This is a genomic window from Halocatena salina, from assembly GCF_023115355.1.
Classification (GTDB): domain Archaea; phylum Halobacteriota; class Halobacteria; order Halobacteriales; family Haloarculaceae; genus Halocatena; species Halocatena salina.
Genome location: NZ_CP096019.1, coordinates 408,488 through 423,613, shown reverse-complemented (window position 1 = coordinate 423,613; position 15,126 = coordinate 408,488). Strand labels below are relative to the sequence as shown.

Here is a 15,126-nt window from a genome sequence, read left to right as displayed (position 1 = left end):
TTGCACACGACTTTTCTTCGAACTCGGCGTACGACGATCCGTATTATGCCATCAGCACTGTTCATCGTCAGCGAAGAGGGCTACTGGGGCGAAGAGTGTATCGAGCCGTTGACGGCGCTCTCGGAGGCGGGTGTCGACGTCACAGTGTCGACACCATCAGGATCTCCGCCAGTCATCGACGAACGGTCGGTCGATCCTGAGGAAGTCGGAGCCGAGACCGCAGATCACATCCGTTCCGTTCACGAGACCGACGAACGGTTGAACGATCCGATCCCGCTTGCCGAAGTCGACGCCGATGCCTACGACGCCGTGGTGTTTCCTGGCGGCCACGGAACGGTGTGGGATATCAACCACGACCGCCACGCCCGCCGAGCACTTGCCACCGCTGTGGCGGGTGAGACAGGCGTCGCACTCGTTATCTGTCACGCAGTCGGGATCTTCGCGTTTGCCCGAACGGAAACCGGTGAACCGCTCGCTGAGGGACGGGACGTGACCGGCTTTCCAGACGCGTGGGAGGAGGGCATCGTCGACGACCACGACCGGCTACCCGATGGCCGGAAGATCCCTTATTGGGTCGAAGACGAAGTCACTGCTGTCGGAGCCAACTGGGACGCTGAACTCGACGCCGACACGAGCGTCACTGTCGATGGAGATCTCATCACCGCACGCGGGCCGGAATCCTCGACAGCAGCCGCTCAAACACTCCTAGAAGAACTCGAGATCGCGTAGAATAGAACTTCCTCTACCGGCTCGCTCACATTCCCTCTTCGAAATCCTCGAGCGCGTACGTGGGTTCGCCGCCACGGTTGTCGATCACTTCGTTAGCGAGCAGCCAGTAAACGACCGACAACGCGCGCCGACCTTTGTTGTTCGTCGGAACGACGAGATCGACGTTTCCGGTCGTGTTATTCGAGTCACACATCGCCACAACGGGTATTCCGACCGTGATAGCCTCTTTGACGGCCTGTGCGTCGCCGATTGGGTCCGTGACGACGATCACGTCCGGTTCGATGTAGCCTTCGTATTCGGGATTCGTGAGCGTTCCCGGGATGAACCGACCCGTCCGAGCGCGCGCACCGACTGCCGTCGCGAACTTCTCGGCCGGGAACCGACCGTATTGACGCGATGACGCGACGAGGATCTGGTCGGGTTGGTAGTTCGCGATGAACTGTGCTGCCGTCCGGATACGTGAGTCGGTTTGACTCACATCGAGCACGTACAGCCCATCAGTTCGAACGCGGTGAATGAACCGCTCCATCGACTCCGTCTTTTGTTGGGTTCCGATGTGAACACCGGCAGCCAAGTATTCCTCGACTGGGATGAGGAGATCCGCCTCCTCGTCCGGCATCACGTTTTCGTCGAGCACCGGTTCGTTCTCCTCGGCCGGGTCGTCCTGTTCGGGCGTTTCCTCGGGTGCTGATTCGGTTTCGCTCTCTACTTTCGTTGTCATGTCGTCCGTGTCGGTTTGGGAAGCCTCGACATCGTCGTCTGGCTCCTCTAGTCCTTCTTCGTTGTTGCTCATACGTTCGTCTCGATTCGGATGAGTTCGTTCAATTTCGCCGTTCGCTCGCCGCCGACCGCGCCCGTTTTGATGTACGGTGCTGCGGTCGCCACTGCGAGGTGTGCGATGGTGGTGTCTTCGGTCTCGCCGCTTCGGTGTGAGATGACCGGCGCGTAGCCGTTTTCGACGGCCAACTCGACGGCGTCGAACGCGTCGCTCAGCGTTCCGATCTGGTTTGGCTTCACCAAAATACTGTTTGCGGCTCCGTGCTCGATGCCGTCTTCGAGCCGATCGGTGTTCGTTACGAACAGGTCGTCGCCACAGATGAGCGTTCGATCGCCGACCCGTGAAGTGAGTTCGGCGAATCCCGCATAATCGTTTTCATCGAGGGGATCTTCCACGTAGACGAGATCGTACTCCTCGACGAGGTCGGCGACGTATGCGATCTGTTCGTCGGCCGTTCGGGTTTGGTCCTCGTATTCGTATTCCTCCCCATCGAACAGTTCGGATGCCGCAACGTCGAGTCCGATTTCGATCGTAAAGCCCATCTCGTCGCCGACGACTGCCGTCGCCTCGGCCATGATCTCGAACGCCTCACTGTCAGCAATCGGAGGTGCCCACGCACCTTCGTCCCCTTTCTCGACTGCAACACCCTGTTCGGAAAGGAGTTCTCGTACCTTGCCGTGAACAGCTGCGTTGGCAAAAACGGCGTCGGAAACACTCGGTGCGCCGACCGGGACCGAAAGGAACTCCTGAATGTCGGTTCCACCGGATGCGTGCTCGCCGCCACCGATCACGTTGCCGAGTGGCGTCGGAGACGTGGCTCCACGGAACGCTCCACCGAGATGCTGGTACAGCGGTGCTCCGAGCATGTCAGCGCCCGCTTTCGCTGCCGCCATGCTGATGGCGACTGCGCTGTTCGCGCCGATCTCACCGAAGTCGTCGGTACCATCGGCTTCGTGGAGCAGTTGATCGACTGAGCGCTGATCGCCAGCGTACACCTGCCCTTCGAGCCGTGGAACGGCCAACTCCCGCGTGTTGGCGATCGCCTCGTCGACAGGGAGCTCGATCGCTTCGTACTCGCCCGTGCTCGCCCCGCTTGGGGCACTCGCACGACCGAACCCGCCACTCTCGGTCGATACGTCCGCTTCGACCGTCGGATTCCCCCTAGAATCCAACACTTTCCTGAGTCGAACTTCGGTGATAAGCGTCATCGTGCTTCCTCCGTATGGCTGCCCGTCTCTCGTTTCACGGTGAACGGGAGCACCCCCGCGTCGTACTCTTCGGCTGCGACGAGGATCGGTTCCTTCCGGTCGGACTCGATGAGAACGGGCGCACCATACGTTACTTGAAGCGCTCGCGCGCCGATGATGCGAGCCTTCTCATACCGATTGTGTCGTTGTTGTGTCGACATAGTTACTGGTAGGGGGAGACGATATCGACGAGATCCTTATGCGAGACGAGCATCCGTCGACAGCACGGTCGTTCGATACCGAGGTCGTCGAGTACGGATTCGGCGGATTCGCCGTTTTCGTTGGTCCGCTGTTTGAACTCCTCCCAGTGTTCGCCGACGACCTTACCACACGTGAAACATCGAACGGGTACCATCATACGTGATCACCTCAGCGGTAGGATTTTTGATAGCGAGCACGCGCTCCGGGACCGCCCCACTTTTTGGCTTCCGACTGTCGGACGTCGTTCACCAGCAGCGAGCGGTCGAAGTTCATGAAGGCGTCGCGCAGCTCTGCGTCGTTCGTGTGGTCGACCAGCCCGCGTGCGATGGCCGTCCGAACGGCGTCGGCCTGTCCACTGACCCCACCACCGGACACCTCCACGTTGATGTCGACGTTCTCGCGCAGTTCCGAACCAGCGATGCGGAACGGTTCGAGCATCTTCAGACGGGACTGTTCTGGCTCGACCAGTTCGATCGGTTGTGCATTGATACGAACACGCCCCTCGCCATCGTCAACCGTGGCGCGGGCGATTGCCGTCTTTTTCTTCCCACTCGTGTTAGTTACCATGTGACGTTAGCCCCCAACTGCTCGCTGATATCACTCAGCTGAATGAATTTGATGTTCGATAATCGATCGAGAGAGGTGTCTTCGAGCACCTCCGAATCCACATCCTCGTAGGGATCGCCGACGTAACACCGGACGTTTTCGAACGCCTGACGTCCGCGTTGGCGTTTGTACGGCAACATCCCGCGAACCGAGCGTTTGAAGATCCGATCGGGCCGTTTGGGGTAGTACGGTCCGCGATCGGAACCGATGTTCAGTCGCTTTTCGTACACCGACATGATGTCCTCGTCGTTGCCAGTGATCACTGCCCGCTCGGTGTTGACGACGGCGATGCGCTCTCCTTCAAGCGCGCGATCCGCGACGGTGCTTGCAACCCGTCCGAGGATGCAATCGCGGGCGTCGATGACCACGTCAGCGTCGAATTCGGTGACACTCATCGAATCACCCGGACACCGGTGCCGTCTGGATTGCGTTCGAGTGCCTGTTCGAGATCGATCGCTTCACCGACTTGGCTAATTTTCGTTTTCGCAGTCCCGGAGAAATCAACGGCAGCGACGGTAACTTCCTTCTGGAGCACGCCACTACCGAGCACTTTTCCGGGAATGAGTACCGTCTCGTCCTCTTTGGCGTATCGCTCGATACGTCCGAGATTGACTTCGGCGTGGGTCCGGCGGGGTTTTTCCAACCGTTCGGCGACATCACCCCACACGGAGCCACCGCCTCTGGCTGCCCGTTTACAGTCGGCGATGAGACTCGTGAGTCTCGGATTCGTCTTATTCATGATTCTGAGAAATGCAGGGAGCAGGATTTGAACCTGCGGACCTCTACAGGACAGCGCCCTGAACGCTGCGCCGTTGGCCTGACTTGGCTATCCCTGCTCAATGTGTGTGTAGTTTCTGCCCCCCACATACCACTTTCGGTACGCCTGCCCTCTCCCGATCGCAGACACCACGTACTCACTGTCCGAGCGGTCGTGTGCGCCGAGAGTGAAAGCGCGGCCGATGTGGATGTGGGATGCATGTGTTACAGTGAAACTGCTTGTTCGAGTTCGTCTGCTCGGTCGAAAAGCGTGTCAGTGGCCGTGAGCACCAGCTCGTCGATGCTCATCGAGCCGTCGCTCTCGACGTGGAACACGAACGCTTCCGGTACGTCGTGTACCTCGACCTCCTTATCAGGGTACCGCTGTGAGAGGTCGTTGTCGAACGTTTCGGTTGGGACGAGCTCACCGTTTTCGGGGGTCTCACCGTCAGAACCAACGGCCTCTTCGGCCGCTTGTTCCTCGATGACGCCACGAAGAATGGAATCCTCGGTGCCGTCGTCGAATGCGTCACGGTCACCGACGATGTCGACGGTCTGGAGATGCCGGTAACCGACGGCAATCCCGCCCTGATTTTTAGCGTGGTCACGTCCACGTCCCATCACGGCGTCGGCTTCGAGTTCCAAACGCTGTGGGGAGTCCGCCGTTTCCGGATATTTCAATTCGATGATCGGAATGTTCTTGTCGGCGGGTTCGACGAGTTCGTGATTCGAGACGAGATCACCGGAGTAGGCCGTCTCCGGCCCCTCGACGTCGAGCGCGAGCGTAACGCTGTCGCCCTCCTCGAACTCGTCCGGTGGCGTGGTGAGCGGGACTAGCCCCAACCGAAGAGCGATCTGCTCGTCGAACATCACCGAGGAGTTCTCGATGATCCGGACCGAGTCGATCGAGAGTGTCGGCACGTCCGCGATGATCGCCCGTCGAAGACCGTTTGCGAACGCGGGCGTCACCCCTCGGACGACAAAGCGCGCTGTGCGCTCGCCGCGGTCGATAAACTGCACCTCGAAATCTCCTGTCATTTCAGAACCCGCTGTTTTTCGGTGGTCGCGTCCCATCGTGTGGGATCGGTGTAACGTCCTCGATGCGCCCGATTTCCAAGCCAGCGCGGGCGAGCGCACGGATCGCAGCTTGTGCGCCCGGTCCAGCGTTCTTTTGGAGATTGCCCCCCGGCCCACGGACCCGAACGTGTACGCCTTCGAGCCCCTGAGCCATGATATCCTCGGCGACGACTTCCGCCATCTGCATTGCGGCGTAGGGTGATGCCTCGTCTCGGTTCTGTTTCACGACTGACCCACCGCTGGATTTCGCAAGCGTCTCCGCGCCCGTCTCATCCGTGATGGTGATGATCGTGTTGTTGAACGATGCGTGAATGTGAGCGATGCCCCAACGTTCGTCTGATCCTGAACTCATGTTATTCCTGTCCCTCCGCCCGTGCTGGGTGTAGCTCATCAGCAATCGGGCTGGTTTCATCGTACGCGATGCTCCCTTCCTCATCGGTGTTTACAGTGTATGAGGGGGTCGTCACCCGGTGGCCATCGATCGTGATGTGTCCATGGGTGATGAACTGGCGCGCCTGCTTCGGTGTGTTCCCGAGACCCTTCCGGTAGACGATCGTCTGGAGCCGTCGTTCGAGCAGGTCGGTCACTTCGAGACCCAACACGTCGTCGGCGCCGTCTTCACGTCCGAGAACACCGACCCGTCGGAGCCGGTCTAGAAATTCCGTCGCCTCTTCGGCGATCGCCTCGGAAGCGCCTTGCTCGCGTCCGAGCAGTGATCGGGCTTCCCGACGGAACGACCGAAGCTCCGACTGGGTGCGCCACAGCTCTTCTTTGTTCTTCAACCCATACTGGCCGATCAGCCCGCTTTCCTCGGCGATCCGCTCGCCTTGGTAGGGATGGTTCGGCGTTTCGTAGAACTTCGTGTTTTTCCCGAGTGTCATTACTCAGCCTCCTCCTCTTTGATCGCTTCGACGTTGACACCGATCGTCCCCTCCGTACGGCCCGTAGACTTGGTGCGCTGTCCGCGAACCTTCTGGCCACGCTTGTGTCTGGTGCCCTTGTAGGAGTCGATCATTTTCATACGGTTAACGTCCTGTCGAACGGTCATTTCGAGATCGTTGCCGGTCTCGTGGGTGGTTTCTCCCGTGAAGTAGCTCCGTCGATGGTTCGTGAGCCACTCCGGGACGGTATCTGCGTACGCATCGACCTGATCGATGACGGCGTCGATCTCCGAGTCGTCAAGCTGTCCGAACGTCGCGGTACGGTCGATACCGACCTTCTGACAGATGATCCGCGCCGTTCGTCGCCCGACACCGTTCATTTCGCTCAACGCCCGCTCGGCGGATTTCGTTCCGTCGAGATCAGTTTGTCCGATGCGGACGAAGTAGCGAATATCCTCCTCGTCCGCTTGTGTGTCTTCGGAACTCATGGATGGATGATCAAACGTCGTGGCGGGGATTCGAACCCCGGAGGCTTAACGCCACTGAGTTAGCAACCCAGCGCCTTGGGCCAAGCTTGGCTACCACGACCCGCACTCTCGCCCGTGAGGACTCGGGGGTAGCCCCCCTACATTCATTCGATTGCATTCGTACCAACCCCGTCGTCGTACTTAAACACACCGATGATATCGGGACGGTTGTGGCTCGATCACATTGCCACGGATAGTTCACTACAGCCGCTACACGACGCTTCTCCGTCGTGCCATTCGTGATCAATATCGGACATCAGTAGCGCGTGGTCGAAGGTGATGTCGTCGGGAATCCGGTCGAGGTAGTTCGAAGACACCTCGGTGACGGAAAACGGCGTCACGTTCCACTCATCGGTGCGTAGTTCGAGTGCCTCGAACTCACCCCGCCGTTCGTTCGGAGAGTAGCCAACGACATCCTTCTCGACAAACGCCGATGCGTCCGCCACTGACTCGAACATCGAATCGACGGGCAGTGAATCGGCTGGCTCGCCAGCCACCTGCACACGGATTTCAGTGCTTTGCATCGTGAGTTTGTACTGTGTCCGCGATTCGTCGATATCGAACGTGCCGTGATAGTGGCTCCCCGGGAAGAGGCGTCCACCACACAAACGATTTATCAGGGAGTCTGTGTGGCGATGAGGAATGTACACCCCGGTTCGTTCGTCTCCGTTTTCCCGCCATTTGACGGCGAACTGGTGGGCTTGGTTCTCCGAGGTGAATCCGATCCGACGGGGAATCCCCGTCGGACGGAGATCACGAAGTCTAATGAGACAGATACCGCCAATGGCGTTCCCTGCTACCGTTTGGGGTTCGAACGGTTCCGGCAGCCAATCGGATAACACCTCCGGAGCGATGCGGAAGTTCACAAGAATACGACGGTCGATGATCCCACGAAGTGATGCAAACATATGTTTGGTTCGATAGTATCTAGAAAAATTCTATAATAGATGAAAAATGCTATGATTTGATTACTGTGTAGTGGTGAGCGTCGTTTGTTCGGGTACACACCAGATACCGTACAATCAAGTGACTCTCCCGGTCAATCACGCATCGATGTACTTCTCATTGAGCACCCATTCGTCGCCGTCTTTGATCATGTACTCGCCGTAGTAAGGTACACGGTCGTTGACGACCTCCCGGAACGCCGTTCGGATTTCGGGTTTCGTCATCTCACCCATGGGTTTGAGATCGTCGTTTCGGTTGAGACAGCCCTTGAGATGCCCCGTATGAGTCACGCGGACTCGGTGGCAGTTGGCACAAAACTCCTCGTTGCCGACGGGATCGACGACTTCGACCAACCCGCCGTCGATCCAGTAGCGCCGTCGGTCGTGCATTTCGCGGTGTTCGATCCGATCGGCTTGATCGGCGAGCCATCCGTGAACCCGTTCGATGTCGATCGCCCAGTCGGGTCGTCCGGCGAGCTCGGGCATGTACTCGATGAGTTGGAGCTGTAATCCCTCGCGTTCGGCAACGTGTTCGACCATCTCCGGAACGTAACCCGCCGTCGCCTCGAAAACGACCATGTTCAGTTTGACAGGCGTCAGTCCGGCGTCGACCGCCGCCATCACTCCCTCGATGACGTCGTCGTACGCACCGCTTTTGGTAACCTCTCGGAACGCTGCCGGATCCAATGCGTCTTGAGAGACGTTCACGCGGTCGAGTCCTGCCTCGACCAATTTCTCAGAACGACCGGGAAGAAAGACGCCGTTGGTCGTCAGGGACGCCGCCATCGAGTCGGGCGTCCGGCGAACGATCGATTCGAGATCCTCCCGAAGCATCGGTTCCCCACCGGTGAACTTGACCGCTTCCACATCGAACTCCTCAGCCACTTCGAGAAATCGCACCACATCGTCGGTGCTCATCTCCTCGTCTTGGGGTTCCATCGGCCCGCGCGTATCGCCGAGTCCTTCGTTGTGACAGTACACACAATCGAAGTTGCAGCGGTCAGTAAGAGAGATCCGAACCCCGGTCACTTCACGGCCGAATCCGTCCACGAGCATGTGAAACACTACCGCTACGTACGGTTAAGCCTCGTGCTATTCCCAGTTACATTGATCTATCCCTTGACGAGACGATCACATCGTGTACTCGCTCACAGCCTTGATTTGGTGGTTCACAATCCTTATTCACGGGCCAGCGGTAGCAGGGGCATGAACAAACAGGACGTTCTCGACCGGCTTGAAGCCGTCGAGGACCCCGATTTTGAGGATGACATCGTTTCTCTTGGGTTAGTCAACACCGTCGATATCGAAGACGAGACGGCACACATCTCGCTCGCGCTCGGTGCACCCTACTCACCGACGGAAACGGCGATCGCAAACGAAGTGCGCCAAGCGCTTTCCGATACCGCGTTGGACGTGACGCTCTCGGCGTCGGTCGAGACGGGTATCGCGCCTGACGAACAGGTGTTACCGAACGTACAAAACATCATCGCGGTCGCTTCAGGGAAAGGCGGTGTCGGAAAGAGCACGGTCGCGGTGAACTTGGCTGCCGGATTAGCCGATCGCGGTGCCCGTGTCGGACTGTTCGATGCCGATATTTACGGACCGAACGTTCCTCGGATGGTCAGCGCCGACGAACGGCCGCGTGCGACCGCCGAGGAAACGATTATTCCTCCGGAACGCTTCGGCGTGCGGCTGATGAGCATGGCGTTTCTTCTCGGGGATGACGATCCCGTCATCTGGCGCGGGCCGATGGTTCACAAGATCATCACCCAGCTCTGGGAAGATGTCGAATGGGGGACGCTCGATTACATGGTCGTCGATTTGCCGCCGGGGACGGGTGATACACAGCTCACGCTGTTACAGAGCGTCCCGCTGGCCGGTGCAGTGATCGTCACGACACCCCAAGCGGTCGCGATCGACGACGCGCGCAAAGGATTACAAATGTTCGGCGAGCACGACACGCCCGTATTGGGGATCGTCGAAAACATGAGCGCGTTCCAATGTCCCGATTGTGGCTCGACACATCAGATCTTCGGTGAAGGCGGTGGGCGTGCGTTCGCCGATGAGGTTGACATGCCGTTTTTGGGAGAGCTACCGCTCGATCCAGCCGTCCGCGAGCGGGGCGATACCGGCGATCCGGTCGTTCTCGAATCGGACTCCACAACCGCCGAAAGCTTTCGTTCGTTCACCGAGAACGTGGCGAACAACGTCGGCATCGTTCGGAGACGGAAACACCGCTCTCAGTCATGAGCATCGACGACGATCCAGAAACCGCAGCGACGCTACGATCGATCGCCGAGGAAATCCGCCAGACAGACGGTACCAACACTGAACAGATCGCCGCCATGCTGTATCGCGTTTCGGATCTGTACGATCCCGAAGAGTCCACCACGACACAGGACATCTACCTGAACATGCGAAACATCCTAAACGTCAAAGAGCGCGGCGGCATTCGCCGTAGCTCGGATTCGGAGTGAACAGCGGTCGAGACCCACGATCACCGCCGCGAAGTAAGATATAGGGTGCTTGACTGTTAATGGGACCAACATGGGATGGTTCCGTGATCACCTCTTCGTGATTTCGTTGAGCGCGTTTCTCCTTTCCGTCCTCGTGTCGGTTCTCATGGTGGGTTTTGGGGGAGTCGTTGTCCTCTCAGCGTTGTTCTCCGGATCGTTGACCGTCGATGTGCTGTTGGGACTGTGGCCGTCGATACCAGTGCTCGCAGTGGCGTTCACCGTCGCCGCCCTCTCTAGTCTCGGCATGGGATGGTCGGCACTCAGCCGGATTTCGCTGCCATCGCTTGACACTCGAGCGGTCTCCGAACGAATCCATCCCCTCGTCCAAACGCTCGAACGGAAGAACGGTACCCTCGCGTCACTGTCGCTGTCGGAGTACGTTGCTCCGCCAGAGCCGTCGGACGAGGAGAAAGTCGAGCGCTTGAAACAACAGTACGTCGAGGGAACGATCGACGAGCGCGAGTTCGAACGACGCGTCGAACGACTCACGTCGGTCGACACCGCATCGGTCGATACGGATCGGAACCGAATCGTCGAGCGAGGACGGTGATCGGCCTCACGCCCTTCGTGATTTTCTCAGCGGACTGACGCGCCGTCCACCGAAGGTGTACACCCAGAGACAGCCAACCCCCAAGAGATACGCACCGACGACCGGTATCGAAAACAGGAGCATCCCGAAGACGCCACCGGGCGCTGCGACCGAGATGATGCCGATGATGAGGACCACGGCCTCCCGCCAGCGTCCTTTGATCATCGAGAACGGAACGAACCCGCTACGGTGGAGGAACACGAGCGTCGTCGGGACCGTCGCAAGCAGGCCCACACCGATGGTCGTGAAAAACACCAGCCAGCCGGCGGCGCTGATGCGGTATTTGATCAACATTCCCGAGTCGATGGCGTCGTAGGCCAGCCACGAAATGATCGTCGGTGCCACGAGAGCGTACCCGATGATCGTCCCGACGAGGAGCATAATGAAGGAGGTCATCGTCCACATGAAGATGATCCCACGATTGCCGCTGTCACGCGAGACGAAGCCTCGCTCTTTCAGCGCAGGCCAGATGTAATAGAGCAGGACCGGCAACACGGCGACGATTCCAGCGACGGCGGCGATCTTCACGTTGAAGATCAGCCCTTCGACAGGGTGTAACGGAACGACATCGACCTCACTGGCCGTGACGCCTTCGGGAAGCCGTCGTAGGAAGTCTCGCTGGAGTGCCCCCAATCCGCCCCTGTACATCGCCGTGAACACCCCACCCATCACGACGATGAACAGACCGATGATTCGGAACGTCTTGGAGGTGAGACTGCTCAGAATGAACTGGATGTCGTAGAAATACCCACCGATGTCGTCCTCCGAACGCTCCTCATCGGTGAAGGAGTTGACCACGCCTGTCGTGGTTCCGGTGATAACGTCGCCGACATCGTTGTCAGATCCAGACTCCTCGGCGGTCGCTTGTGCGGCGTCGCCAGTCCCACCGGCGGCTGATGGAGATTGATTCTGTGGTGGTGGAGAGCCACTACCCCCGCTCCCGCCCCCGCCAGCCGTCGCTTGTGCGGCGTCGAATCGATCGAGGATTGCTTCTGCTTTCTCCGGATTCTCCCGCTCCATCGCCTGATTGGCGTATTCGAGCGCCTCATCTTCGCTCATCGAGGTGAACACTTCCGGCGGAGCGACAGCGATACTGTCAGCGTCGAGTCGGGAGAGATCCACTTCGCTGGGATCACCAGCGCTGGCGGGCGCTGGCGAGTATCGCGCTTCCGTGGGATCGACCGTCTTGAACAGTTGTATGAAATACGCACTGATCCCAGCGATGAGCGCGATCACTGCGCCGAGCGCGAGCATCGCTGGCTGGCGTGACAGCGGAACGAACGACTCGATCGGCGGCAGTTGGGGTATCCCGTACGTCGTGAGATACGCACTCGCCATTGCGCCGTATCCTCTCGCGAGACTCCAGTAGACGAGCGTGCCGGCCAACAGCATGCTTCCGAGGATGATGTTCCAGTGTTTCGCCGCGATCTTGAGGAGTCCGAACTCGTCGCTCGAATATTTGATCGTGAGGATGATCCGCGTCAGCAGAAGACTAAACATGTACAGCAACAACAACGGTGTTGCCCACATGACCTGTGTGAACGGGTCCGGGGGGGTGAACACTGCCCCGAAGGTGTAAATGATTACGACTGCATGTCGCCATTTATCACGGAACGTCTGATACGGGACGATGTTGCTGTACGACAGTAACACCATGAACAGCGGTAACTCCGCGGCCAGCCCCATCCCGAGGGTGATCAACATCAGAAACCGGAACCACTTCACGAACGAGTAGTGAGGAGCCAGTCCCGACTGCTGTGCGTTGGAGATGAGGAAATCGAACAGTAGCGGCATAAAGAACGAGTGAGCGTACAGGAGACCGAGGAGGAAGAGAAAACTAACGCCGACACACAGAAGAATGAGCTGCCACAGAGACAGTGGGTTGTCCGGAAGCCATCCCCGATCTCGTAGTGTTTTTCTGGAGACGTACAGTATTACAGGGGTCGCTATCAGGATCCCACCGATCATCGATATCTTCGTCTGGAGGAGCACGACGTCGAACGCGGTGAGCGCGTTGACTGATGCCTCTGTGTTCGTTATAGTGCGTGTTTTGAGATACGGGAACAGCCACTGTCGGAGAAGATAAAACGAGCCCGCGAATCCAAGGGCGAACACGATAAAGATCTTCTGGAGCTCAGTTTGAGCATCCGACAGTATCTCCCCGGCTGCTGCGCGTCCATCATCGATCGTTCGGAGAGTGCTCTCGTCGATCGCCCCGGCCATAAATCGTCTTATTCATCGGTTGTTGTCAATCTTCCCTCTTTGTTCGCGTCCATCGCCCTGTCTCTGCCCGACGGCATTTGCCATCTTGATGTGTCATACGACACGTTCATCTCCCAGGCAAGCAATCTCCATCTACGTACTATAAAAGAGAAAGTATTTAACGGCAACTTGAATACCGGCCGGTATTACGATGACGTTCTATCGTCTCACGTTTAAACCCGCGATCGGACTGTACGGACAACACGATCCGAGCGTGGCGCTTTTCGAAGACGATCAACTCGTGTTTGCTGTCGAAGAGGAACGACTCAGCCGTGACAAACATGCCGTCAACTCTTTCCCGGGGAACGCGATCAGGGAGTGTTTGGAGTATCGGGATCTTTCTCTCAGCGATATTGACGAGATCGTTCTTCCGTACGAGCCATCTCTTCGATGGAAGATACTGCCCCATTACGTTCGAGCCTCTCTATCGCTCGACGAGCGGCTCAAACAGTTCGTTTCGCTCGGGAGCACCGTGGTCTCACAGATTCGTGGTCAGCTGTATCCGACTCGCCAGATCGAAAACGAGCTGGCATCGATCGGAACTCCGGTGCCCCCGATCGAAACCCATCCTCACCACGCATGTCACGCTGCGAGCGCGTTTCATCCTTCTGGGTTCGAGGATGCGCTCGTTCTCACCCTCGACGCCAAAGGCGAATACGACGCGACCGTCGTCTGGAAAGGGACGCTCGACGGACTGGAACGAGTCCGGACGTACAAGCATCCGAACAGTCTCGGGTTGTTTTTCGCTGCGATCACCGAGTATCTCGGCTTTCGGATGTTCAACGGCGAAGGGAAGGTGATGGGGCTTGCTCCCTATGGACGACCCAACCGCGCGATCGAAACCGGGCTTCGGGAGTTGGTCGACACCGGTGTCGACTACGACGTGACCGATCTCACGAAACACTGGGGGGCTGACGCCGGCGTCGCAGAACTCGAAGCAGTGTTCGACCGTCCCCGTCGGACCGACTCGGGGGAGTTCACCCAATGGGAGAAGGATCTGGCGTTCGAGGCCCAATCACTCCTCGAAGAGATCGTGCTCGACCTCACTGAGACGTACTGCCGACAGCTCGGTGTGAGCAACGTCGCACTCGCTGGCGGCGTCGCGCTCAACTGTAAACTGAACCAGCAGGTCGGCGCGCTCGATGTCGTCGACGACGTATTCATCCAACCGGTAGCCAACGACGCCGGGTTAGCCCTCGGTGCCGGCTGGTTCGATCAGGCACCCAGAACCGTCGCGCCGATGTCCGACGTGTATCTCGGCCCATCGTTTTCGACAGCGGCGATCAAACGCCGCCTCGACGCCAACAAGATCGAGTACACCGAGCCGGACGATCTGGAACGAGATGTCGCCCAACGGCTCGCGGACGGTGCACTCGTCGGCTGGTTTCAGGGACGGCTCGAACTGGGTCCCAGAGCGCTCGGCAACCGGAGCATTCTCGCCGATCCTCGAACGATCGCCTCCCGCGATCGGGTCAACAAGCACGTCAAACACCGCGAGGAGTGGCGACCGTTCGCGCCTTCGATGCTCGAGCGTGCAGCCAAAGAGTATCTCACGAGCGACGGCAGCACACCCTTCATGATCACCACCGCGGACGTGCGAGACGAGCGGGTCGACGACATGGCGGCTGTGATCCATCCAGCCGACGAGACGACCCGGCCACAAACCGTTCGAGAGGAGCAAAACCCCCGGTATGCCCGACTGTTGTCGGAGTTCGAAACGCTCACCGACATCCCCGTGTTGTTGAACACCTCCTTCAACGACCACGGTGAGCCGATCGTGACGACGCCAAATCAGGCGATCAAGGATTTCTACGGTATGGGACTGGATTTCCTTGTGCTCGAAGACATCGTTATCGAGAAGTAGCACTCGTAAGTGTCTCAATCGTTGGCGCTTCATTCATATAATTGTCATATAGTTGGCGTCGGACGCACCACCGACGACGGGAGCAACGGGTCCAAATCCGGCAATCGAGCGTCGTGATACCGCGACCCCCGGAACTGTTATCCGTGACC

At 58.6% G+C, this 15,126-nt stretch carries 19 protein-coding genes and 2 tRNA genes; 5 read left to right on the top strand and 16 right to left on the bottom strand.

Features of this window, described 5'->3' with window-relative positions:
- The first annotated feature begins 45 nt into the window (after nt 1-45).
- Entirely contained in the window at nt 46-729 is a 684-nt protein-coding gene (locus MW046_RS02215; RefSeq protein ID WP_247993939.1) for a type 1 glutamine amidotransferase domain-containing protein, read from the top strand.
- A 25-nt stretch (nt 730-754) separates the two neighbouring features.
- On the opposite strand, the gene rpsB is transcribed toward MW046_RS02215, so the two are convergent.
- From rpsB to moaA, 15 genes are all read right to left on the bottom strand, one after another.
- The gene (gene rpsB / locus MW046_RS02210; protein ID WP_282190221.1) at nt 755-1,522 is read right to left on the bottom strand and encodes a 30S ribosomal protein S2; all 768 of its coding nucleotides are present in this window, start codon (nt 1,520-1,522) and stop codon (nt 755-757) included.
- Entirely contained in the window at nt 1,519-2,715 is a 1,197-nt protein-coding gene (eno, locus tag MW046_RS02205; RefSeq protein WP_247993938.1) for a phosphopyruvate hydratase, read from the bottom strand. The genes rpsB and eno overlap by 4 nt, the downstream gene beginning before the upstream one ends.
- Complete coding sequence (locus tag MW046_RS02200; RefSeq protein ID WP_247993937.1) at nt 2,712-2,915, bottom strand: DNA-directed RNA polymerase subunit K; 204 nt, start codon at nt 2,913-2,915, stop codon at nt 2,712-2,714. Before MW046_RS02200 ends, eno begins: the two co-directional genes overlap by 4 nt.
- Before the next feature lie 2 nt (nt 2,916-2,917).
- Nucleotides 2,918-3,112 carry a DNA-directed RNA polymerase subunit N gene (locus MW046_RS02195; protein WP_247993936.1) on the bottom strand — a complete coding sequence of 65 codons (195 nt, stop codon included), beginning with the start codon at nt 3,110-3,112 and terminating at the stop codon, nt 2,918-2,920.
- A gap of 11 nt (nt 3,113-3,123) precedes the next feature.
- A complete protein-coding gene (locus MW046_RS02190) occupies nt 3,124-3,522 on the bottom strand; it encodes a 30S ribosomal protein S9 (RefSeq protein WP_247993935.1) in 399 nt (132 codons plus the stop codon).
- On the bottom strand, nt 3,516-3,956 hold the full coding sequence (locus MW046_RS02185) for a 50S ribosomal protein L13 (RefSeq protein ID WP_247993934.1): 441 nt from the start codon (nt 3,954-3,956) through the stop codon (nt 3,516-3,518). Before MW046_RS02185 ends, MW046_RS02190 begins: the two co-directional genes overlap by 7 nt.
- On the bottom strand, nt 3,953-4,300 hold the full coding sequence (locus MW046_RS02180; RefSeq protein WP_247993933.1) for a 50S ribosomal protein L18e: 348 nt from the start codon (nt 4,298-4,300) through the stop codon (nt 3,953-3,955). Before MW046_RS02180 ends, MW046_RS02185 begins: the two co-directional genes overlap by 4 nt.
- Before the next feature lie 12 nt (nt 4,301-4,312).
- Nucleotides 4,313-4,397: transfer RNA gene (locus MW046_RS02175), tRNA-Leu, on the bottom strand.
- Between the two features lie 145 nt (nt 4,398-4,542).
- Nucleotides 4,543-5,355, bottom strand: coding sequence for a DNA-directed RNA polymerase subunit D (locus MW046_RS02170; protein ID WP_247993932.1), 813 nt, complete (start codon nt 5,353-5,355; stop codon nt 4,543-4,545).
- Between the two features lies 1 nt (nt 5,356).
- Entirely contained in the window at nt 5,357-5,746 is a 390-nt protein-coding gene (locus tag MW046_RS02165; RefSeq protein ID WP_247993931.1) for a 30S ribosomal protein S11, read from the bottom strand.
- Between the two features lies 1 nt (nt 5,747).
- Nucleotides 5,748-6,275: a 30S ribosomal protein S4 gene (locus tag MW046_RS02160; RefSeq protein ID WP_247993930.1), complete on the bottom strand. Its 528-nt coding sequence runs from the start codon at nt 6,273-6,275 to the stop codon at nt 5,748-5,750.
- Complete coding sequence (locus tag MW046_RS02155; protein WP_247993929.1) at nt 6,275-6,763, bottom strand: 30S ribosomal protein S13; 489 nt, start codon at nt 6,761-6,763, stop codon at nt 6,275-6,277. The genes MW046_RS02160 and MW046_RS02155 overlap by 1 nt, the downstream gene beginning before the upstream one ends.
- A gap of 15 nt (nt 6,764-6,778) precedes the next feature.
- A tRNA-Ser gene (locus tag MW046_RS02150) sits at nt 6,779-6,863 on the bottom strand.
- 118 nt (nt 6,864-6,981) lie between these two features.
- A complete protein-coding gene (locus MW046_RS02145) occupies nt 6,982-7,710 on the bottom strand; it encodes a DUF2071 domain-containing protein (RefSeq protein WP_247993928.1) in 729 nt (242 codons plus the stop codon).
- A 135-nt stretch (nt 7,711-7,845) separates the two neighbouring features.
- Nucleotides 7,846-8,802 (bottom strand): GTP 3',8-cyclase MoaA, encoded by a 957-nt coding sequence (gene moaA / locus MW046_RS02140; protein ID WP_247993927.1) that lies wholly within the window; start codon nt 8,800-8,802, stop codon nt 7,846-7,848.
- A 150-nt stretch (nt 8,803-8,952) separates the two neighbouring features.
- On the opposite strand from moaA, the gene MW046_RS02135 reads away from it, so the two are divergent.
- From MW046_RS02135 to MW046_RS02125, 3 genes are all read left to right on the top strand, one after another.
- Entirely contained in the window at nt 8,953-9,996 is a 1,044-nt protein-coding gene (locus MW046_RS02135; protein WP_247993926.1) for an Mrp/NBP35 family ATP-binding protein, read from the top strand.
- Nucleotides 9,993-10,223, top strand: a complete 231-nt coding sequence (locus MW046_RS02130) for a DUF7976 family protein (RefSeq protein WP_247993925.1) — start codon at nt 9,993-9,995, stop codon at nt 10,221-10,223. Before MW046_RS02135 ends, MW046_RS02130 begins: the two co-directional genes overlap by 4 nt.
- Before the next feature lie 70 nt (nt 10,224-10,293).
- Nucleotides 10,294-10,812, top strand: a complete 519-nt coding sequence (locus MW046_RS02125; protein WP_247993924.1) for an SHOCT domain-containing protein — start codon at nt 10,294-10,296, stop codon at nt 10,810-10,812.
- 6 nt (nt 10,813-10,818) lie between these two features.
- Here the strand turns inward: MW046_RS02125 and MW046_RS02120 are convergent, their stop codons facing one another.
- Nucleotides 10,819-13,074, bottom strand: coding sequence for a twin-arginine translocase subunit TatC (locus MW046_RS02120; protein ID WP_247993923.1), 2,256 nt, complete (start codon nt 13,072-13,074; stop codon nt 10,819-10,821).
- Between the two features lie 190 nt (nt 13,075-13,264).
- Between MW046_RS02120 and MW046_RS02115 the strand changes: the two genes are divergently transcribed.
- Nucleotides 13,265-14,977, top strand: coding sequence for a carbamoyltransferase family protein (locus MW046_RS02115; RefSeq protein WP_247993922.1), 1,713 nt, complete (start codon nt 13,265-13,267; stop codon nt 14,975-14,977).
- Nucleotides 14,978-15,126 lie beyond the last annotated feature (149 nt).